We start from the raw sequence: 20,903 nt of genomic DNA, 5'->3' as shown, positions 1-20,903 counted from the left end.
TCCTCGCGCCAGGGAGCCGGAGTGAAGATCGCGGCCCGATCCCGTTCCACCCTAGTTGATGAGGACCAGCGCACCCTGGATCATCAGGGGCGCGCCCGTCGTCACCTGCCCGAGCGCGCTCGACTGCAGCTTCATCAGGGCGTCGGCCTGCAGGGTAATCATCGTCGATTTGAGTGTGATTCCGACCGGCGTCATGGTGAATGTGCTGGTGCCTACGGTGAATTCGATCTTCTCGTTGGCCTTCACCGTCCAGGTCGACATGATGCTCTCATCGCGGCTGTTGCCGATATTCACCTTGACGTTCTGGCCGATGTCGCGGCGCTCGTCGTTCTCCACCTTGCCTTCGAGATCGTGCTGGGCATGGAACCGGATCAGCTCGCTTCCGGCCGTGTCGTCCATGATCAGCTCGTTGTAGCCGGAGCCGTTGAGCGTCTGCGTCTTCGTGCCCGATACGGCGTTGAGCTTGTCCTTTACATAGGGCGCGACATTCTCCCCGTTGTACACGCTGCCCGTCACGAGCGGATGGTCCGGGTCTCCCTCGAGGTAATTGACGACGACTTCCATGCCCACACGCGGAATCTTGACGTCGCCCCAGCCGTTCCCGGCCCAGGTCTGGGCGATGCGCACATAGCGCGAGTGGCTACTGTCGCGGTCCCAGAAGAACCGCACCTCGATGCGGCACTCGTCGTCAACGTCACTCACCACCACGCCGGTCTGTGGCCCGTGAATGACGGGCTTCGGCGTCGTGGCCGGCGCCCGGAACGGAATGTCGAGCGGCTGGAACTCGTAGCTGCCTGAATATCCCTCTTCGCCGGCAGCATCCGTCGAGCGATAGGCCTGAGCGCGGAAGAGATGATTGGCTCGCACCGTCAGGTATTTGGTGCCCTTGTTGGCCCGAGGGTTTCCGTCCAGCGTGATGGTGAACCCAGGGCAGCATGTGACGGCATCGCCGCTCGCCGTCGAACGCTTGTCGACAGCCTGCTCGGCTTCGAGCCTGACATTCGCAAGGGACGTCCCATCGCCCTTTTCCGTGTAGCGCCCCGGATAATCGTAGAGCTCCAGGTCGCCGTGCTCGTACCGCGCGCTGCCGGACTTTTCGGCCATCAGATCGGTGCTGGGTTTCTCATAGTCGTAGTCGTCGAGCGTGACCTTACCGGAACGCAGGCGCCGTCCTTCCGCCCACTCGTTCAGCCTGTCCTTGCCGACGATCTTGTCCAGGCCGACAGCCGCGAATTCGAGTGATGCTCCCCCGGGCTTCGGCTCGTGCGCCGAACTCGAGTCCGCCATGATGAGCTTGTGGTCGGACTCGTTGTGCTCGAAGTAATAGCAGATCCCGTACTCCTCCATGAGCCGGGACATGAAGGCAAAGTCGCTCTCGCGATACTGGACGCAATATTCTAGCTGCGGATAGCTTTCCGACAGGCGCTGCTCGAATTGTCCGAAGCCCCGCTGGTTCAGCACCTTGCTGAGGATCTCCGGAACGGTCATATTGCTGAAGATCTTGCAGTTGGTCGTCCTGGTGAAAAGCCACAGCCAGGGGCGGAGTACCAGGCGATAGTAGCGCAGATCCTGATCCCTGCCGAGCCACTGCGCTTCCACGAGCACGCCGGTGAAGTTGCGCTTGACGCCGTCGTGATGCGACTGGATATCCAGGCGGCATTTGGTCCCGAGGATCTTGTCGAAGTCGATGTCGTTGTCGTCGCTGACCACTTCGAGGCGATAGTCGAAAAGCTCGCTCAGGCCCTCCGAACCTTCAAAACGGGAGACGGCGAGCTTGTCCTTGCCAAGACTGCTCGAGAAGGACCCCATTCGCGTGTCTTGAGCCAATATTTGTGCCACAGCCTGCCCTCGTTCCGCCACCGTCGGCCGAATAAGGCTAGCTCTCTTCGAGTTCAGCGTCTACCGGGCGAGTGAAACGCGGCCTCCCATATTTAGGGGGTTCCTCCGCCATATCTGGCCGCACTCGACGCTGGCACAGTTCTACATTCTTGCTATTCTCAATCCTGGGATACCGCTGTGTATAAAGGCCCCGGTGCAACCGGCGAGCGGAGATCCTTTTCGGGCGGTGATGTTGCTTTGGGGACGAGGCTATGGACCCGGTTGCGGATGGCGTGAGGCAGTTGGGTCATCTGCTGGCCGCCGACACCCTGGCCGTGATATCCGCCATCGCCCTGATGGGGTGGCTCCTGCGCAGAAGTGAGAACGTGCTGGCCTGGCTGTCCTTCGCCGGCCTGGCCTGGTGTCTGTTCAGCCTCGACGGCCTGGCGTTCGTCGAGGGCTGGCCAATCGATCTTGCGGCCGGACAACCCGCGTTGCTCTATCCGCTGCTCCTTTCCACCCTAGGCCTGGCTGCCAGTTTTCTCGGCGTGACCGTCCCACGGCCCCTGGTCGTGGCGGCCTCGGTGGCCTGCCTGGTCCTTGCCGCGGCGGCGATCCCGCTCCACGAACTTGAAATCACCCGGATTGCCGGCCTGGCGAGCATCTGCGCATCGTTGCTGCTGCTTGGCCTCTTCGCGAAGACAGCCGGGTCGCAGACGGAGCCGTTCGACAAGGCTCTCCCGGCCTCGATATACGCGCTCGGCCTGTGCGCGGCCGCCTTCGACCTGCTCGCCGGGAAGATCTGGCCAGGCACGGGACCGCTGCTGTCACCCTATGCGGGAATCCTGCTGCTCGGCTTCACCGGTTTCACCGTCCTGCGTCGCATGCTGGCCGATGCCGACGCGCGCGAGAAACTCAACGAGGCGCTGGGCCAGCGCATCGAGACCACCAAGGCAAATCTTCTGGCGAGCGAAAGCGCGCGTCATTCCCTGGAGGTGGCCCATGCCGTCAAGCTCGAACGCGAAAGGCTGATGCGCGAGATCCACGATGGAATCGGTTCGAGCCTCGTCGCGGCCCTCGCCTCGGCCGAGCGGCAGGGAAAGGAAAGCACCACCGCCGTGGTGGCCTTGAAGGGAGCGCTGACCGACCTGCGGGTTGCAATCGACTCCCTCGAACCGGTGGAAGGCAACGTCGCAACGCTCCTGGCGAGCCTGCGCTACCGCTACGAGCCGGAACTGCGCAAATCGGGAATCGGCATCCGGTGGATGGTGGAGGACGTGCCGGAACTCGACTGGCTCGACGCGCCGAGTGCCCTGCATGTCCTGCGGATAATGCAGGAATCGATCAGCAATACGCTGGGCCACAGCAAGGCGACGCAGCTCAGCTTCAAATGCAAGATGGCCCTGCTGTCGGGAAGACCTGGCCTGCGTATCGAGGTTGTCGACAACGGTCATGGCTTCGATATCGCAGCACCCGTCCTGGGCCGCGGCCGCCGAAACATGGCCCAGCGCGCCGAGGCGCTCGGCGGCAAGCTGGAGATCCTGAGCAGACCGGGCGGAGGAACCACGACCATTCTCTGGCTTCCGCTGGTCCGGCGAAGCGAGCCCACCCTGGGAAGGCAGGCCATGCCCGATATAGACGAGTAGCCGGCAAAACGCCCGCCCTGGACGAGAAAACCGGACGGCCGCGCGCCATCGCGAGCATGTGGCGCATCCATCGCCCGCGTCACGTCTTCCAGGGTACATTCGTCACGCCGGCAATGCCCCTCCGGCCGGCCCGCAGCGACGGCTCCCACATATAGGGGGTTGCAGGCGGCTGCCTTGACCATCATCATTTTCGGGCGCGAACCAACAGGTTGACCAAGATGGCTGTCTATGCCGGCATCGAGAACGAGATTTCAGCCGAATTTCCTTGCGGGCCGGATCCGGAGGCCGATCCGGAAGTCCAGAACTTCCTGACGGTCGCCGAAGGACAACTGCCGGCCAGCTATCGCAGCTTCAACAGGAAGTCGTTCGAGGCCAAGCAGACGCTCTCCGCCCTGAAGGGCTATCTCGAAAAGTCACGCGATCTGAGATACCTCGTCCTCGCTGCAAAATATCATATCCTGTCTGACGACCTGCCGGGCTTCGTCGATGCGATCGCAGCAGCGAGCGCCCTGCTGTCGGCCCAGTGGGACCATTGCCATCCCACGGAAGCGGCAGGCGGGGCGGAACTGCGGTCAGCCTTCCTCAAATCGTTCGACGACCTGCCCACGGTGGTGCTGCCGCTGCAGAGCGCCACCCTGATCAACGACAAGCGGCTGGGCACGCTGTCGATGCGCTCGATCCTTGTCAGCGAGAAGAAGCTGCCGCCCCGCGAGGGGGAAGCAGCCGTCGATTCCGCTGGAGTGAGGGATGCCTTCCTGCGCTTCGAACCCCTGCAGCAGCTCGTCGATCTGCAAGCCAGCCTGCAGGCGATTCTGGCCAGCCTCGACAGTCTGCGGCAGCTCTTCATAGACAAGGCCGATCATCAGACCGCCCCCCAGTTCGAGCAACTGCCGGAACTCGTGCGGTCCATTCGCGCCTATGTCGGCGAAATCGTGGCGACCCGCCAGCCGGATCTGGCACAGCCCGAACCCTCCGCCGAGGAAGGCAGGGAGGATGGCGCGGGCATCGGGGTCCCGGCGCCGTCCGGCCCCCTCGATGTCGCGTCGGTGAAGGAGGCGTCGAATGCGCTGGCGGCGATTCTCGCCTATTATGCGAGCCACGAGCCCTCCAGCCCGGCCAGGCTCCTGATCAAACAGGCACATCAGCTCGTCGGCAAGTCGTTCATCGACGTCATGAAGATCCTGGCTCCCGGCCTGGTCGAGAAGGCGAAGATCCAGATCGGCGGCAGCGTACCCTTCGCCCTGAATTTCGCTCAGCTTTCCGCCCTCGCCGCCGACGAAGGCAAGCCCCCCGAGGGGGAGGCGGAAGCGCGCAGCTATGCGGTGGCCACGCGCGGGGAAGCCACGGCACTGATGCGCCAGGTCGAGATGTTCTACAACAACATCGAACCTTCGAGCCCGATTCCGATGCTGATCGAAAAGTCGAGAAACCTCGTCGCGAAGGATTTTTACGCCCTTCTCACGGAAATATCACGGAAAGATGAGAAGAAGGACGACAAGTAGTAAGCTGCCGGGCCGACGAGTCGAGGTCGTCGCGAGTATGCCCGGATACCCAAGTAACGTATCCGTGATTACTCAAGCTGCCTTTTGAGTGTGCTGCTGACATCAGTAATCTCGAAAGGGTAATGAGCACTCAGTTCCAAAGATGATACAATACGGATCAAAGTATTGTAGGAGGCACTAATGACGACGCCGACCTCGAAGCGGATTGCGGGCACTCGTCGTGCCCATGCGTGGAAGGCCGCCCTGCCCCTTGCGGCGCTCGCGGCCATGACGATTGCGTTGCCCGTGGATGCCAAGGCCGCCGACAGGCGTGTGGCCTTCGTCGTCGGCAACAGCCGCTATGCGGTGGTTCCGCAGCTCAACAATCCCGACAACGACGCCACGGCCGTCGCCGCCGCCTTGAAGCGCGAGGGCTTCGAAGTGGTGACGGCCCTCGATCTCGACCGCGCCGACTTCGACAAGGCTCTCCAGCGCTTCATCCGGTCGCTGCCGGGCTCCGAACTCAGCGTGTTCTACTATTCGGGTCACGGCATACAGGTGGGCGGCGACAACCGCATCATTCCGATCGACGCGAAGCTGAAGGACCCGGCCGACCTGGAAGTCGAGACGATCAACGTCAAGACGATCATCGCCTACATGGAGCAGAATTCGAAGACGCAGCTGGTCTACCTGGACTCCTGCCGGAACAATCCCTTCCAGTCCCGCTCGTTTCTCGTCGGTCCCGAGAAGCAGATGGCGGTCGCAGGCGTCGGCCTGGCACCGCCGACGACGATTCCCAGCAGTCTCGTCGCCTACTCGACCCAGCCCGGGGCCGTGGCGGAGGACGGAACGGGCGACAAGTCGCCATTCACGGCGTCGATGCTCAAATATTCCTTCACCCTGGGCGTCGACGTGCAGCGCGCGCTCGACAAGGTGACCGCGGATGTCTGGGAGGCAACCAGCAAGCGCCAGCATCCCTGGTCGCTCAATACGCTCGCGCAGCCCGTCTACCTGGCCAAGCCCGTCATCCGCATCGCAGCGGTGATGCCGGCTGCGACCACGAAGAACGTCGCCGTGAGGATCGGGCCGGCGCCGAGGCAGGACACCGCGACGGTCGAGGCGCCGCCGGAGGCCCCGGTGCAGGTCGCGGTATTGCTTGGCGAGACGTTCAACAAGCCGCGCCGCGTTCCGATCGGCGTCGGCCAGGTGGCGATGCTCGATGACCTGCCGCTCGTTCGCGCTGCTACCGGAGCGCAGATCCAGATCGCGGCGGCACCGGCTTTCGGCACGATGTATCTCAACGGCGCTCCCCTGGCCGAGGGCGATGTAGTCGACCAGAACGCCATCCGCGCCGTGACGTTCGAGCCGTCCATCGGCTCGGAGGGCAAGGTCCAGAGCGTTCAGCTCAAGGTGGAGCAGCCCGGCGGCGGAAGCGGCGGAGAGATCGTCTCCGGCAAGATCGAGTCCTTCGTGCCGGCCTGTGATGAACAGGCGGGCGAGCCCCTCGACCCGCAGGGCGTGAGCGCCGGCAAGCTGCCCAACGAGATCGACGGCAAGGCCGCCATCGCCGCCTGCGGCGAGATGGTCGCGAAGTTTCCCAATGTCGCCCGCTACAAATATGAACTGGGCCGTGCCAAGCTCGCCGACAAGGACGTGCCGGGAGCCATCGAGCAGTTCAATGCCGCCGCCGATGCGGGCTATACGCGCGCCTATTACGAACTGGGCTATCTGGCGGAGCGGGGCCTGGGGCGGCCGCAGGATCTTGTCGAAGCCAACCGGCTCTTCAAGATGGGCGCCGACCATGGCGACCCCTATGCGATGCTCGCCTACGGGCGGAATCTGACACTCGGGCGCGGTGTGCCGAAATCCGTCGACGACGGCGTCAAGCTGCTCAACCGGGCCGTGGAACTCGGGCATACCTATGCGATGAACACGGTCGGCGCGATGTACTACTATGGCCAGAATCTCCCGGCCAATCCCAAGCGCGGTGTCAAGTTCTACGAAGCTGCCCTAGCGCGAAACGACATCTACGCCATGCACAACATGGGCATCGCCTATCTCGAGGGCAAAGGCGTGGCGCGCAACCCGGCCACCGCGATGGAACTGTTCAAGAATGCTTCCGACGGCGGCCACCCGAACGCGCCCGCCAGCATCGGAGCGATGTACTTCAAGGGCAATGGCGTCAAGAAGGACCTGGCGACGGCGATCAGCTGGTACCAGATCGGCGCCGAGCGCGGCGACTTCTACGCCGCCTCGAACCTGGCCTGGATCTATTCGAAGGGCCCCGCGGCACAGCGGGACCTGCAAAAGGCCGTGTGGTATGCGAGCCTCGCGATCGCTCTCGACGCCTATGGCGACCACAAGGACGAAGCCAAGAATCTTCATGCCCTTCCCCAAAAGGAGAAGGAGCAGGCCCTGCAGCAGCTCAACAGCGAGATCGGTGGCGATCCCACCGCAGCGGGCGCTGACATCGACGACACGCTTGTTGTCGTTGCGCGCAAGGCCTGGCAGAAGCGCAATCCGCGCCTCGACCTGTTCTGAAGCGCGATGCGGGGAGCTTGAATCCAGCAAGCGGAACCGCCGGACGCAATTTCTGTCATGCCCGGGCAGGGCCCGGGCATCCAGGCACCGTCGGCGGGATATCTGATCCGCCCCGGATCACCCGGCCAGGTCCGGTGAGGAAAACAGATCGAGATCCTGCGGATTTCCCGCACGGCCATCTTGCATGCGGGGAGCGCATTCCTGCCGCTCCCCCATCAAGCCGCACTCAATCGTTGAACTGGCGCTCAGACTTCCTGTAGTCCGCCAGGGTCATCATCCTCACGTCGAGGCGGTCATAATCCACCATGAAATAACCGCTGTCCGTGGTGATGACGGCATCCGGCCGGATGGATAGGAGATCCTGCGCCATCACGCCGACATAGGCCGGGCCGCCCCAGACATAGCGGAAGCTGTACACCGGCAAGCCGCTTGGAGAGTGGCCGAGCGCGCGGATGTCGGTCTTGAGGCGACGGTCCGACCAGCCGCCTCCTCCCGAACTGCCGCCACCACCGCCACCGCCGCCACCGCCACCACCGCCGCCGGTGCCGCCGAGGAGACGAGGACCATTCTCCTCCTGCACCGCCGGGCTGGGATCCACGATCACCTTCTTGCGGCGATAGACGGGCCGGCGCTTCCTGTAGACGGGCGCCGGACCTGGTTGAGGCTCATCCCAGGCGGGAGCCACACGATAGGCCGACTCGCAACTGGCGAGCATGGCGGCCAAACCGGTCCCGAAGACCCCCAGCAGTAGTCCCCGTCGCGTATCGAACTTGCTCGTCATCGATATCTCCTAAAATCTGGCCGCACCACGGCGCCGAGTTCGGATTATAACAAGCGCTGCGGAGCCAGGTGTGACGTCGCGCATAGGCCGGCGCGTATCTAGCGAAGCTTGCCCGCCCCGCCGGGTTCGCCCGGCCGCCGATCAAGGCGTGGACGCGCTCTCGCCCAATGAAACGCACAACTCGAGGGCGCCCGAAACGTTTGCTCTCAGCGTTCTTATTATAGAATACATTGGCATCGGCAGCCCTCATGCAAATAGGGGGCTCCGCCAATGTATTCGAACTGTAATCGCATATGTCAAGCTTTGCAGAGCACCGGACAGCCGCGACCATGCGGCCGGATAGTGAATGCCGGTTGCACCTCAAAGTTCCATTATTACTGGGATAGCCGATCCCGCGTGAACCAAACCGGAAGTGAGGTCACGGCGCCTGCCTTCGGAAACAGGCCGCTTCCTCGATCCGAGGGGGTCAGCTACGCCGCAGCGGCCTGAAGCCCGTTTGCAAGGCGCCTCGAACGGGCGAAGGCACCCGGCGAGCAGCCTACGCGCCGACGAAAGGCGGTGCTGAAGGCGCTGGCGGATTCATATCCGATCTCCTCGGCCAGGCGATCGAGCGGCTTGCCGCCGCGGCTCAGCGCATCCCGCGCCAGCGTCATGCGCCAACGCAGGAGATACTCCATCGGCGCACAGCCGAGGGTGTGCGAAAAGCGAGCCGAAAACGCGGATCGCGACATGCCCGCCAGCTTCGCGAGCCCGGCGACCGTCCACCCCGCTCGCACCTCGGCATGCATCGCATGAAGGGCGCGGGCCAAGGCGGCATCCTGCATTCCCGCCAGCAAACCGGAAGGCGGCGTTCCCCGCGGGACGCCGGGGCGGCGAAGGCATTCCACCAGCATGACATCGAGATGCCGCCGCAGCACCATGTCCTTGCCCGGCCGTTCGGCCGCGCATTCGTCCATGATCAGGCTGACGATGTGGGACAGCTGCATCGTATCCCCATCCCCGTCGCGAATGTGGATCACTGCGGGCAGGAGGGCCAGGACGAGCGGCGCGTTGACGGGATCGAGCCTGAACGCGCCGCCGAGCATCTCGAAGTCCGGCTCCCCCTCGGGATCGCCATGCCTGACGCCATGGGTCGACGGAACGCCCTTGGAGCATGCGGCGCCCGGACGGCTGAGCAGCGCGAAGGCCGGCGATGACGGCAACAGCACGAAGTCGCCTCGCTCGAGCACAAGAGGCTCGTTCCCCTCCACGGCAAGCCAGCAGCGACCCCGCATAACGACCGCGAAGCCGGGTTCCTCATAGGCGGCGTAGCGCACACCCCATTCGCCCCTGCCGGTGATCGGCTTGGAGAAGACTGCATGCGGGCGAAGCAGGCCAATAATATCGGTGACTGGATCCATTTTGGACGACAGATAAAGAAATATGGATCATTAATTATATATCATCCTCACCCGCATGCCTATCCTCCGCTCCATCGAAGTGGAGACAGACATGTCGAAGACAGTTCTCATAACGGGCGCATCATCGGGCTACGGCAAAGCCGCCGCCGAGCTTTTCGCTGGGCGCGGATGGAAGGTGCTTGCCACGATGCGGCGGCCCGACCCAGCCCTTTTCGCCGCCTTTCCAGACCGCGTGACGGTGCTGCCGCTCGACGTCACCGACGAAAGGAGCATCCGAGAAGCCATCGCCTCCGGTGTCGCCAGCCATGGCGCCATCGATGTCTGGGTGAACAATGCCGGCATCGGACTCGGCTCGATCGTGGAGGCGACGCCCGACAGCACGATCCGTGAAATCTTCGAGACCAATACGTTCGGCGTGTTCGCGGCCTGCCGCGCTGTCATCCCCAGGATGCGCGAGCAGGGAGGTGGGGTGATCGTGAACGTCACCTCGAGTACCGCCATCGGCATCATGCCGCTGGTGGCGATCTACGCGGCGAGCAAATGCGCGGTCGAGGGCTTCACCGAATCGATGGCCTACGAACTCGAAGGCTTCAACATCAAGGCCCGCCTCGTCGAGCCCGGCTATGCGCCGACCACCAACTTCACCGCCAGCGGCAGCGCCCGCATGGCAGGCCTCTTCCCGGCCGACTACGCCGCCTTCGCGCAAGCGTGCTTCGCCAGGATGGGGAGCTACCCGACCGCCTATTGCACGGAGGCGGAGGTCGCGGAAGCCGTCTTCGTCGCGGCGACCGACGAGAGCCCGCGGATTCGATATCCCGCGGGGCCCGACACCAGGCTTCTCGCCGAGCTCCGCTGGAGCACGTCCGAGGACCATTACCAACGGAAGATGCGGGAATTGTTCAGCCCGGCGGGAGCTTAGGGCGTATCGGCCTCCAATCCGCGCAACCAAGCGGCCTGATGGAGGCCGATCTGGAGGATCCGTTCCAGTTCAGCACACAGGCCCGCCGTGCCATCCCAATGGGTAGCGACGCTGGCTTCGCAGCCTTGACTGCCTTGCACATTTACCGAATTTCGAGAGAAGGCGGGCTCGCCGCCTTCTCTCACGATCAACGCCGCCTCTTGCGCCAAGGCGCGTTCCTCTGCCAGTCCCCAGCCATGATGCTCCCATAGGGAATCACCTCATCGACCACATCGGCCAGACCGTAGTGCTCGATCTGCTTCCGCACATTCGCAGCGGACTTATAGGCGCCGGGCAACTCGGAAATATCCGCGAAGCCGGAAAAGAAACGCACATCCAGCCCCGCCGTCTCCTTTGCCAGGATATCCGCCATGTTGTTCGGGCTCAGACCTCGGCTATCGGCGCCATATTCCTCAGCCAGACGCCGCAAGTAGGCGCTGCGGGAGAAGTTACGTCCAGCACCATGCGGCGAGAAACCGAGTCCATGACTTGCGTTCGAGCCGCGGACGATCAGGATAGGCTCCGCCATGTTGAGCGGAATAAGGGTCAGATCCGTCGCGTCGCCGGCCCATCCGTTGAAGGCGGGCGTTGCTCCCTTGCCGTGATAGAAGAGCCCATCCGTCTTCCGGAAGACGAAGTTGTGTTCGTTCCAGAAGCGGTCGGCGACCTTGACGGAGAGTTTCTCCGCCGCCATGTCGTGAATTACGAAATGATTCTCCTTCGTCCATTGACGGACTGCCTGGAGGGCTGACCAGTAGGAGGCTCCCTCCTCCGTGTCCGCGGGGATCCAGGCATTGTCGCGCAGCGTTTCCGGAGAGATGCGCTCGCGGAAGGCGTTCGCCACTTTCATGCCCTTGTCGTATAGCCGCGCTCCCGGCGCACGAGAGCCATGATGAGTGACGAGCGCCGTTTCGCTGGTCGACTTCATCGTTCCGACATAGGCGAAATGGTTGCCGTCGCCCTGCGTTCCGAAATGTTCGATCCCGACACTAAGCGCCCCTTCCTTGAGAAACGCATTCTCCTGGAAAGCCGAAAGTACCTCCTCCGACGGCTTGAACTGCGCACCGCGTGAGCGGCCGCCCGGCCCGAAATGTGTCACCGCATGAACAGCGTCCAGCAGCGACTTCGGACCGACGCCGGGAAATATCGAGATGGCCATGGAGCAGCAAATATCGGCTGAGTGCATACCCGGATGAATTGCCTCAGATGCCACGACCCCGCCGACGGGAATGCTGCCGATTGGGCCGGCGGGACAGGCGTCCGGCATGATCGCTGCAGCCCGGACGACCGGCGTGCGGACGAGTTCACGCATCGTTGCGTTGACTTTCTCGACATTGTCTAATTCGAGAGCCCCCTCCGGGCGGATGTTCGAATAGATCTCGATATCGTTTTCCATGCGCAAGGCGAGCGTCGGCACGGGCTGAAATGTCCGCGCAGCCGCCATCGCCTCGTCCCTGGAGCCCCCCTCGCCCAGGATCTTGTTGGCTGCATCCAGCGCTGGGCGGAACCATTTACCCTGTGGCATGCCCGCGTCGATCAGATCTTGCCCACTTACGATTTCAATCATCTTCTTTTCTGCGTCCGCAGCCCTTTTATTCTACTCTTCCACAGCATCCGGTCATGGTGACCGGATTTGAAAAACCGCTCACCGCATCTCCCTTATGGGAAGCGCCGGCGTGACGACGTTCGAACCCTCACAACATTCATCCGGCACCCGGACCGAGAGGTTCTGGCGGACATGTTTCAAGCAGCGTGCCAATTGGGGGACTCAAACTCGGTCAAGGTCGGCTTTTTTCTCTATCTCACTGTTTTAAAACGAATAAAAATCGGAGCCAAAGCTCTGGCCCCAAGTTGCGGCTTTTGAGCTTATTCAATAATCTATCTTTAAATATAGGATTTATAATCATGGATAAGAAATGAAGCGCCGTGTTGCCATTAGCATGCTGGGGACGACTCTCGATATGGGTCGCCGCGAGGACCGTTGGAATCGATGGCGCCCGAATGTCGGGCTTTGCCAGCAGCGCGGGGTGTTCATCGATCGCCTTGAGCTCATCCATGACAACCGATCCGAATGGCTAGCCAAGGTAATCATCAGCGATATCGAAATCGTCTCGCCGGCAACCGAAGTCCGCCAGCATATCATCAACCTTCGTGACCCATGGGATTTTTCCGAGGTCTATACGAGCCTGAGGGATTTTGCTCGCCACTATAATTTCGATCCGGACGCCGAGGACTACCTCGTCAACATCACCACCGGAACGCATGTCGCGCAGATCTGCTGGTTCCTACTGACGGAGGCCCGGTTCATTCCCGGGCGCTTGCTCCAGCTATCTCCCCCGCGGGACCGTGAGCCGGGACAGGATTTCGCCGGAACTCACACGATCATCGACCTCGACCTTTCCCGCTACGACGAAATCGCCACGCGTTTCGCCTCAGAGCGGGATGACGCGACATCCTTCCTGAAATCGGGCATTTCGACGCGAAACGCGGGGTTCAACCGGCTGATCGACGAAATTGAACGCGTGGCAATCCGGTCGAAGGCTCCTGTCCTGCTGACAGGACCAACCGGCGCCGGCAAATCGCAGCTCGCCAAGCGGATCTACGAGCTGAAGAAGGCGCAGCGCCAGGTTGTCGGCCCCTTTGTCGAGGTGAACTGTGCCACGCTCCGCGGCGACCAGGCGATGTCGGCGCTTTTCGGTCACGTCAAGGGTGCCTTCACGGGTTCTGCCGGAGAACGGGCGGGCCTCCTGAGATCTGCGGACAAGGGCGTTCTCTTCCTTGACGAAATCGGCGAGCTGGGTGCGGACGAACAAGCAATGTGTCTGCGTGCCATCGAGGAAAAGCGCTTCCTGCCTGTCGGCGCGGACAAAGAGATCGTGGCCGATTTCCAGCTTCTGGCCGGCACGAATCGCGACCTGCGCGAAGCGGTGCGAGAAGGTCGGTTTCGCGAAGACCTGTTCGCCCGCCTGAACCTTTGGACATTCAAGCTTCCTGCATTGCGGGAACGCCGGGAAGATATAGAACCGAATTTAGATTTCGAGCTTCGTCGTTTCCTGGAGCGGGAAGGCCAGAACGTCACGTTCAACAAGGAGGCTCGCGAACGCTATCTCGCTTTTGCTACCGGGCCGGAAGCCTTGTGGAATGCCAATTTTCGCGACCTCTCTGCGTCCGTCACCCGAATGGCGACACTCGCCCCGCAGGGGCGGATCACCGTGGAGGTGACCAACGACGAGATTCGGCGACTGAAGGACTCATGGAGCAACTCGCCCTCTAGCACGATGCACGAGAACGTACTTCGCGAAATCATGAGCGACGAGTCTGTAGCCCGACTAGACCTCTTCGACGCACTGCAGCTTGCTGCCGTCTTGCGTACCTGCAGGGATCATGTAACCGCGAGTGCGGCCGGCCGCGCGCTGTTTGCGAACTCTCGCCTCGAGAAGAAGAGCAGCAATGACGCTGATCGTTTGACGAAGTACTTGGCACGCTTCGGCTTGAAATTCGAGGACATCCGGCGGGCGTGAACCGCGGCGACCCTGCAGGGATGGTGTCAGAGTCCCGTGGCTTCGAAGTGCCGCGCAGGTGCATGGCGGCCAAGCCTGGACTCGAACAAGATGCATTGTCTTTGAGGCAGTAGACGGCTCGCTTTGGCGACAGGGCGTGCTATCAATTCAAAATGAAAAAGCCCGGCAAAAGCCGGGCCTCCACTTGCAGCGGGTCCCACCTCAGAACTTGTAGTTCACGCCGAGGCGTACGGTATGGAAATCGCTGCGCAACTTGGTGTGAATGGTGTACCCGGTGGGGGCCGCGTCCAAAATCTCCGTACCAGACATCGTTGAGCTGCCGAGGTCGATATACTGGTATTCGAGCTTGGCGGTCCAATGTTCGCTGAAAGCGTATTCGACGCCGGCACCCAGCGCATATCCGGCTTTCGTCTTGTCGTCTCGAATGGTAGCAAAATAGGGGTCGTCGTTATAGTTCTGCGAAAGCTTCACGCCTCCGAAAGCCAAACCTCCGGTCGCATAGACCAGAATATTGTCGAAGGCGTAGCCTACGCGAGGACGGACCGTTCCAAACCAGTTGACCTGACTCTTGGTCTTGACGAAGTAATCGGAAATGGGACCGACCGCGGAAGCGGTGTCGGTGATCCCAGCTCCCTGAACGTCACCTTCGAGGCCGAGTACGAAATTGCCGTACTGCCAATTGTATCCGCCCTGGAGGCCGCCGAACACACCCTTCGGTGAAACACTGCCGTAGGTATCAGGAAAAGGACCTGCGCCATCAAACAGCTCGGTCATATTGACGTGATGGCCCGCGCTGAAAGCATAGCCACCACTTATACCTGCGTAAAATCCCGTCCAGTTGTAAGGCACATATGCTGGCGCCGCAGGCTCTGCTGGAGCAGGCGCAAGATCAGCTGCAAAAGCAGTGCCAGCAAACATAGATACCGCAGCGGCAACTAAAATACGATTCATGGAAGATCCCCGAACTTGACGACCAATTTATAGCGCACGTCTCGGGTAAATGCTGTTGCAGATCGGCAACAATTGAAATTTATCAAATCGATAGCCCTTGCTTTGGAAGTCCAAAACAAACCTATGAATGAAATAATACATTAACAATTTAACTTTTATTTTAATAATATAACTGGTGTCGAGCCTCGACATCGACTTACTCTAGATGAACAACGTGGATGATGCCGCTTTAGAAAACTCAAATATGGTTAGGCAACAAAATTCTGGCGCTGAGTACTCAGAGAACACAGGTCGCTTAAAAGATGTTTACAAGGACAATTGTGGTACTTGGTTTTTCTAAATAGAGCGAGAGGCTGACATGGTCATTGCTCGCTACTGAGCAAGATGAAAAGCGCGTTAGCAGGTTTTCCGGCCCTCCGATGCGCTGTGTGAGCTCCGATTCACCGAGAAAATGGGGCCGACGCAGCCTGAACCTTCGGTGAAACAATCCCGAATGTCCGCATTTTTAAGAGAGGAGAAGTCGGCTGCAGCAATAGTGTCTATCGCTCTGCCAACGAGCAGCGAAGAGAACGCCACTTTTTCGTCCCAGCAACCTTCGGCAGGCGATACGATGCCGAGCTACACTGGCGGAAGGGGCGGGATTCGAACCCGCGATACGGTTTCCCGTATACACACTTTCCAGGCGTGCGCCTTCAACCACTCGGCCACCCTTCCGTCGAGCGGTGCTTATGGCGATGTCGGGGCCGTTTGTAAACCTGTGTTTGCAGGTTTTTCGCCGGATCCGGCTGATCGGACGGCGAATATCCTTCCGGCGCAGCGGCGAGATGGCCTAAGCTGCCGCGTCGCCCGAACGAGAAGACGTCATGCGTTTCCTGGCCCGCGCCCTCGGCCTGTTCCTGGCCGCCGGAACCTTCGTTGCCGTCGTCGTCGACGGCACGCGCTCCATCGCCGACAACCAGTTCGTCTATCTGTCCATCCGAGGCTTCTGGAAATGGTTCGCCGCCGCGAGCCTGGAGCGGGCACAGGGCTGGGTCGAGGCCTCGCTCTCGCCCTTCGTCTGGGCGCATATCGCAGCCCCGGTGCTGGACCTGCCCTTCGCCTGTCTCCTGGCGCTGCTAGCGGCCCTCCTGCTATGGCTTGGCCGCAGGCCCGCAAGCCGCATCGGCTATGTGTCGCATCTCTAGAATGGGGGCGCCGGTCCCGGGCTTGCCGTTTGCACGACCACGCTATATCCCTTGAAATACAGCCGCCATGGCTGACTGGGGATCCATCATGCTGCACTTCGCCCGCCGGGCCTTCCTTGCCCTCACCCTTGGCCTCGTCCTCTCGCCGGCCGTTGCACAGGCCCAGGACGTCACCGTCTTCGCTGCCGCCAGCCTCAAGGGTTCGCTCGACGCCGCCGCCAAGGCCTGGACCGCGAGTTCGGGCAAGAACGTCAAGATCTCCTATGCCGCCTCCTCGGCCCTGATGAAGCAGATCGAGCAGGGCGCGCCGGCCGACATCTTCGCCTCGGCCGATCTCGACTGGATGAAGTACGGGACCGACAAGAAGCTCATCAAGACCGACAGCGTCGCCAACCTCCTCGGCAACGCGCTGGTGCTGGTCGCCCCCGCCGATTCCACCACGACGATCACGCTCGGGCCGAATGCCGATCTCGCCGGAGCCATCGGCGACAGCAAGCTGGCCGTGGGCGAGGTGAAGACGGTGCCGGCCGGCAAATATGCGGTCGAGGCGCTCACCAAGCTCGGCATCCTCGCCTCCGTGCAGCCGAAATTCGCGCAGACGGACAATGTGCGCTCGGCGCTTGCCCTAGTGGCGCGAGGCGAGGCGAAATTCGGCATCGTCTATGCCACCGATGCCGCCGCCGAGCCCAAGGTGAAGGTGGCGGCGACCTTCCCCGAGGATTCGCATGCCCCGATCATCTACCCCTTCGCCCTCACGGCTTCATCGACCAACGCCGACGCGGCGGCATTCCTGGCCTATTTGAAGACGCCCGATGGCCAGGCGCCGTTCGCGAAGGCGGGCTTTACGCTGTTGAAATAGCCGAGCCCAAGGGAGCATTCGGAAATGGCGGCTTCGGCCGCCATTTTCTTTTTGGCCGCGCCCGCGTGCCCACGCTCCAAGGCCTTTACACGCCCGAAACATTGCTCACGCAGATGTGCGCGCAGTGCGAGCGCTCTTTGAAGTTGCAGCATTGAATCCGGCGTATTTTCTTCATATTTCGGGCCATAAACGAAACTCACTAGTTTCATTCGTAACTGCCAGGTTTTGATTCGAGGCCACCATGGATTCGCTGACGGACGACAAGCCTACGGGCGAGGAAAGGTGGCGCGACATCCGCCGGAACAACCTGCTCGACGCGGCGAGCCGCATCTTCGCCCGGCATGGCTACGAGGCGACCTCCGTGGAGGACATCGCCTTCGAGGCCGGCATCGGCAAGCCCACGGTCTACCGCTACTTCCCCTCGAAGCAGGCCCTGTTCGAGGCCGTGTTCGGCCAGGCCCTCGACGACCTCGAGATCAGGCTGGACGCCGCCCTTCTGCAGGACGGCGGCTTCGAAGAACGGCTAATGCGCCTCGTCATCGAGATCGTGCCGACGTTCCGCACCCATTTCGGCTCCATCCGCAACATAAACGAGGGCGAGACTTCGAAGCGGCGGCTGTTCCGCCAGCGCCGCAGCGAGATCGAACAGCGCCTCAGGGGCGTGATCGAAGCGGCACAGCGCGGGGGCGAGGTCCGCCCGCTCGATGCCGGCGTCGCCGCCAAGCTGATGATCGGCATGATGTGGAGCGGCGTGGGAGCCGACCACCTCAGCGATACCGAGGTCGCAGACGCGGTGATCGGCATGGCCCTTCACGGTATTTCCCAGGGCAGCCTCGCGAAGGGACATCCCGGCGACGGCACCGTCACCCTGCTCAGGCCGCGCGGCCGCAAGGGCAGGAGCGCCCGTTCATGAGCGAAGGCCGCATTCCCCAGGGCCGCCTGCTGCCGCTGATCATCGCCTGCGGGCTGTTCATGGAGAACCTCGATTCCACGGTGCTCTCCACCGCGTTGCCCACGATCGCGCGCGACTTCGGCACAAGCCCCATCTATCTCAAGCTGACGCTGACCTCCTATCTCCTCTCACTCGCCATCTTCATTCCCACCTCGGGCTGGATGGCCGATCGCTTCGGCGCGCGCACGGTCTTCCGCGCCGCCATCGTGGTGTTCGCGCTGGGGTCGATCGCCTGCGGCCTTTCCACCAATCTCACCGAACTCGTCGCCGCCCGCATCATCCAGGGCATGGGCGGGGCGATGATGACGCCGGTCGGCCGCCTGATCATCCTCAAGACCACTCCCAAGCACGATCTGGTCAACGCCATGGCATGGCTCACCTTCCCCGCGCTGCTGGGCCCCTTGAGCGGGCCACCGCTGGGTGGCTTCATCACCTATTATTTCCACTGGCGGCTGATCTTCTGGATCAACATCCCCATTGCCGTCCTCGGCATCATCCTGGCCACGCTCTATGTGCCCAATGTGCGCGAGGACGACCGGCGTCCCTTCGATCTCGTCGGATTCGGCCTGCTCGCCCCCGGCCTCGTCGCCCTGATGGGCGGAGCGACGCTTTCGGGCCTCGACCTTGTGCCGGCGAGCTACAACATCGCGCTCGCCGCGCTGGGCGCGGTGCTGATCGGTCTCTATGTCCCGCATGCCCGGCGCTCGGCCAATCCGCTGATCGAATTGCGCCTGATGAGCCTGCCTGCGTTCCGCTCCTCGATCACCGGCGGTTTCCTCTTCCGCATCGGCGTGGGAGCGACACCCTTCCTGCTGGCGCTCTACTTCCAGCTCGGCTTTCATTTCACGCCCTTCGAGTCCGGCCTGCTCACGCTGGCGACCGGCGCGGGCGCCATGGCGATGAAGACGCTGGCCGGCCCGATCCTGCGGCGCGTCGGCTTCCGGCGCGTGCTGACGCTCAACGCGCTGATCTCGTCGGCACTGGTGGCGGGGCCTGCCCTCTTCTATGCGGGCATGCCGGTCTACCTGATCTCGCTCACCCTGCTGGCGGCGGGGTTCACACGATCGCTGCAATTCACGAGTATCAACACCGCCGGCGTCTCGGACGTGCCGCCCCACCTGATGGGGCGGGTCACCAGCATGACGTCCGTCCTGCAGGAACTCGCGAGTTCGGTCGGCGTGTCCCTGGCGGCGCTTGCCCTGGAGGCGTCGATGCGCTTCCAAGGCGTGACCAGCCTGACCGCGGCGATCTTCCCGCCCGTCTTCGTCGTGATCGGGATCGTCGCCATGACTTCGACGCTGATCTTCATGCGCTTGCCGCGGGATGTCGGCAGTGAATTGCTCGCGCCCGCACCGGTGGCGGCATCCAAGGGAGGTCCGGTGCCTGCGGAGTGAGGCATCGCTCCGCAATCACGAACAGGTTAAATAACGTCCAGTATTGATCAAATTTTCAACACTGAAACATTACTTAACATAGCGTCATACTTTTGACGACCTAAACATTACAAAATAGGCTCGAGTTTTTTTGTGTGTACGCATTTGAGGCGTATGTATTTCTGTGGGTATAATCATGGCCGAGACAAAAGAAGATAAGCAGGTGAAGCCGCGCCGTCGCTGGCCGGTGTTCCTGACCATCCTGATTGCCGGCGGCATCGGATATGGCGGCTGGCGCCACTTCGTGGTCGACGCTGCCCCCGCCCCCACGCCCGAGACCAAGGCAGCGCAGGCCCCCGCCAAGGTGCCCGTTACCTATGCTGAAGTGAAGAAAGCCGACTATCCCGTGCACAGCTATGGCTTGGGCACGGTGGCGCCGTTCAAGACCGTGACGGTGCGCAGCCGGGTCGATGGGGAAATCACCAGAATCTTCTTCAAGCAGGGGCAGATGGTGAAGCAGGGCGACCCGCTGGTGGAGATCGACAAGCGGCCCTACCAGGCTGCGCTCGACCAGGCGACCGCCAAGAAGGCACAGGACGAGGCCAATCTCAGGAATGACGAGCTGAACCTCCAGCGTTTCCAGAACCTCGCCGAAAAGAGCTTTGAATCCAAGCAGGACGTCGACACCCAGCAGGCTCTCGTGGACCAGGTCAAGGCGCAGATCCAGGGCGACGAGGCAGCCATCGACAATGCGCAGACCAACCTGGGCTACACCACGATCGCCGCGCCCATAACCGGCCGCACCGGCTTCCGCCTGATCGACCCTGGCAACATCGTGCATGCCACCGACCAGACGGGCATCGTCACCATCGCACAACTGCAGCCGATCGCCGTGCAGTTCACCGAACCGGAGGACCAGCTTCCAGCCATCTCGAAGGCCTATGACGGCGGCACGGTGCCCGTGGACGCGCTGTCCTCCGACGGTCAGACGACATTGTCGCACGGCAGGCTGGCGGTGATCGACAATTCGGTCAACCAGGCCACCGGTACGATCAGCCTGAAGGCGCGCTTCGACAATCAGGACAACGCGCTCTGGCCGGGCCTGTCCGTGACCACCCGCATGCTGGTGAACACGCAGCGCCAGGTTCTGGTGGTGCCGCAAGACGCCGTGCAGCACGGACCTGCCGGGCTGTTCGCCTATGTCATCGGCGACGACGACAAGGTCACGGCCAAGCCGATCAAGGTCAGCCTCGACAGCCAGGACGGCGCCGTCATCGCCGATGGGCTTGCATTAGGGCAGAAGGTAGTGGTGGCAGGCCAGTCCCGCCTGCAGAACGGCGCCCTGGTCGACGCCCAGCCGATGGCCTCGACCGGCGAGAAAGTCGCCTCCCGATCCGCCCCGCCGGCTGACGGCGCCACCGAGAAGAAGGCGGATTGA

At 62.2% G+C, this 20,903-nt stretch carries 15 protein-coding genes and 1 tRNA gene; 10 read left to right on the top strand and 6 right to left on the bottom strand.

Annotated features, from left to right (window positions below):
* Nucleotides 1-51 precede the first annotated feature (51 nt).
* Nucleotides 52-1,809 (bottom strand): type VI secretion system Vgr family protein, encoded by a 1,758-nt coding sequence (locus AC6H34_RS11980; protein WP_497538960.1) that lies wholly within the window; start codon nucleotides 1,807-1,809, stop codon nucleotides 52-54.
* Between the two features lie 281 nt (nucleotides 1,810-2,090).
* On the opposite strand from AC6H34_RS11980, the gene AC6H34_RS11975 reads away from it, so the two are divergent.
* The 3 genes from AC6H34_RS11975 (at nucleotide 2,091) to AC6H34_RS11965 (ending at nucleotide 7,486) form a co-directional block, all read left to right on the top strand.
* A complete protein-coding gene (locus AC6H34_RS11975) occupies nucleotides 2,091-3,464 on the top strand; it encodes a sensor histidine kinase (RefSeq protein ID WP_497538959.1) in 1,374 nt (457 codons plus the stop codon).
* A gap of 218 nt (nucleotides 3,465-3,682) precedes the next feature.
* Nucleotides 3,683-4,966: a type VI secretion system protein TssA gene (locus AC6H34_RS11970; RefSeq protein ID WP_497538958.1), complete on the top strand. Its 1,284-nt coding sequence runs from the start codon at nucleotides 3,683-3,685 to the stop codon at nucleotides 4,964-4,966.
* A gap of 180 nt (nucleotides 4,967-5,146) precedes the next feature.
* Nucleotides 5,147-7,486 (top strand): caspase family protein, encoded by a 2,340-nt coding sequence (locus tag AC6H34_RS11965; RefSeq protein ID WP_497538957.1) that lies wholly within the window; start codon nucleotides 5,147-5,149, stop codon nucleotides 7,484-7,486.
* A 226-nt stretch (nucleotides 7,487-7,712) separates the two neighbouring features.
* On the opposite strand, the gene AC6H34_RS11960 is transcribed toward AC6H34_RS11965, so the two are convergent.
* The gene (locus tag AC6H34_RS11960) at nucleotides 7,713-8,267 is read right to left on the bottom strand and encodes a tail fiber domain-containing protein (protein WP_448149764.1); all 555 of its coding nucleotides are present in this window, start codon (nucleotides 8,265-8,267) and stop codon (nucleotides 7,713-7,715) included.
* 470 nt (nucleotides 8,268-8,737) lie between these two features.
* Nucleotides 8,738-9,667, bottom strand: coding sequence for an AraC family transcriptional regulator (locus tag AC6H34_RS11955; protein WP_497538956.1), 930 nt, complete (start codon nucleotides 9,665-9,667; stop codon nucleotides 8,738-8,740).
* 91 nt (nucleotides 9,668-9,758) lie between these two features.
* Here AC6H34_RS11955 and AC6H34_RS11950 point away from each other — a divergent pair, with 91 nt between their 5' ends.
* The gene (locus AC6H34_RS11950; RefSeq protein WP_497538955.1) at nucleotides 9,759-10,586 is read left to right on the top strand and encodes an SDR family oxidoreductase; all 828 of its coding nucleotides are present in this window, start codon (nucleotides 9,759-9,761) and stop codon (nucleotides 10,584-10,586) included.
* Nucleotides 10,587-10,773: 187 nt separating this feature from the next.
* Here AC6H34_RS11950 and AC6H34_RS11945 read toward each other — a convergent pair whose 3' ends face one another.
* Nucleotides 10,774-12,192: an RtcB family protein gene (locus AC6H34_RS11945; RefSeq protein ID WP_497538954.1), complete on the bottom strand. Its 1,419-nt coding sequence runs from the start codon at nucleotides 12,190-12,192 to the stop codon at nucleotides 10,774-10,776.
* Nucleotides 12,193-12,541: 349 nt separating this feature from the next.
* Between AC6H34_RS11945 and rtcR the strand changes: the two genes are divergently transcribed.
* Nucleotides 12,542-14,146, top strand: a complete 1,605-nt coding sequence (rtcR, locus tag AC6H34_RS11940; RefSeq protein ID WP_497538953.1) for an RNA repair transcriptional activator RtcR — start codon at nucleotides 12,542-12,544, stop codon at nucleotides 14,144-14,146.
* 201 nt (nucleotides 14,147-14,347) lie between these two features.
* On the opposite strand, the gene AC6H34_RS11935 is transcribed toward rtcR, so the two are convergent.
* On the bottom strand, nucleotides 14,348-15,097 hold the full coding sequence (locus AC6H34_RS11935) for an outer membrane protein (RefSeq protein WP_497538952.1): 750 nt from the start codon (nucleotides 15,095-15,097) through the stop codon (nucleotides 14,348-14,350).
* A 624-nt stretch (nucleotides 15,098-15,721) separates the two neighbouring features.
* Nucleotides 15,722-15,811, bottom strand: a tRNA-Ser gene (locus tag AC6H34_RS11930).
* 149 nt (nucleotides 15,812-15,960) lie between these two features.
* On the opposite strand from AC6H34_RS11930, the gene AC6H34_RS11925 reads away from it, so the two are divergent.
* From AC6H34_RS11925 to AC6H34_RS11905, 5 genes are all read left to right on the top strand, one after another.
* Nucleotides 15,961-16,281 (top strand): PetM family of cytochrome b6f complex subunit 7, encoded by a 321-nt coding sequence (locus AC6H34_RS11925; protein ID WP_497538951.1) that lies wholly within the window; start codon nucleotides 15,961-15,963, stop codon nucleotides 16,279-16,281.
* 67 nt (nucleotides 16,282-16,348) lie between these two features.
* Nucleotides 16,349-17,140 carry a molybdate ABC transporter substrate-binding protein gene (gene modA, locus AC6H34_RS11920; protein ID WP_448149771.1) on the top strand — a complete coding sequence of 264 codons (792 nt, stop codon included), beginning with the start codon at nucleotides 16,349-16,351 and terminating at the stop codon, nucleotides 17,138-17,140.
* A gap of 241 nt (nucleotides 17,141-17,381) precedes the next feature.
* Nucleotides 17,382-18,053 carry a TetR/AcrR family transcriptional regulator gene (locus AC6H34_RS11915; protein ID WP_497538950.1) on the top strand — a complete coding sequence of 224 codons (672 nt, stop codon included), beginning with the start codon at nucleotides 17,382-17,384 and terminating at the stop codon, nucleotides 18,051-18,053.
* Entirely contained in the window at nucleotides 18,050-19,486 is a 1,437-nt protein-coding gene (locus AC6H34_RS11910) for a DHA2 family efflux MFS transporter permease subunit (RefSeq protein WP_497538949.1), read from the top strand. The genes AC6H34_RS11915 and AC6H34_RS11910 overlap by 4 nt, the downstream gene beginning before the upstream one ends.
* A 175-nt stretch (nucleotides 19,487-19,661) precedes the next feature.
* Nucleotides 19,662-20,903, top strand: coding sequence for an efflux RND transporter periplasmic adaptor subunit (locus AC6H34_RS11905; RefSeq protein WP_497538948.1), 1,242 nt, complete (start codon nucleotides 19,662-19,664; stop codon nucleotides 20,901-20,903).

Source organism: Labrys sp. ALF-8, assembly GCF_059699065.1.
The sequence above is the reverse complement of the archived record's forward strand: the minus strand, read 5'-3'. Positions and strand labels throughout refer to the sequence as shown.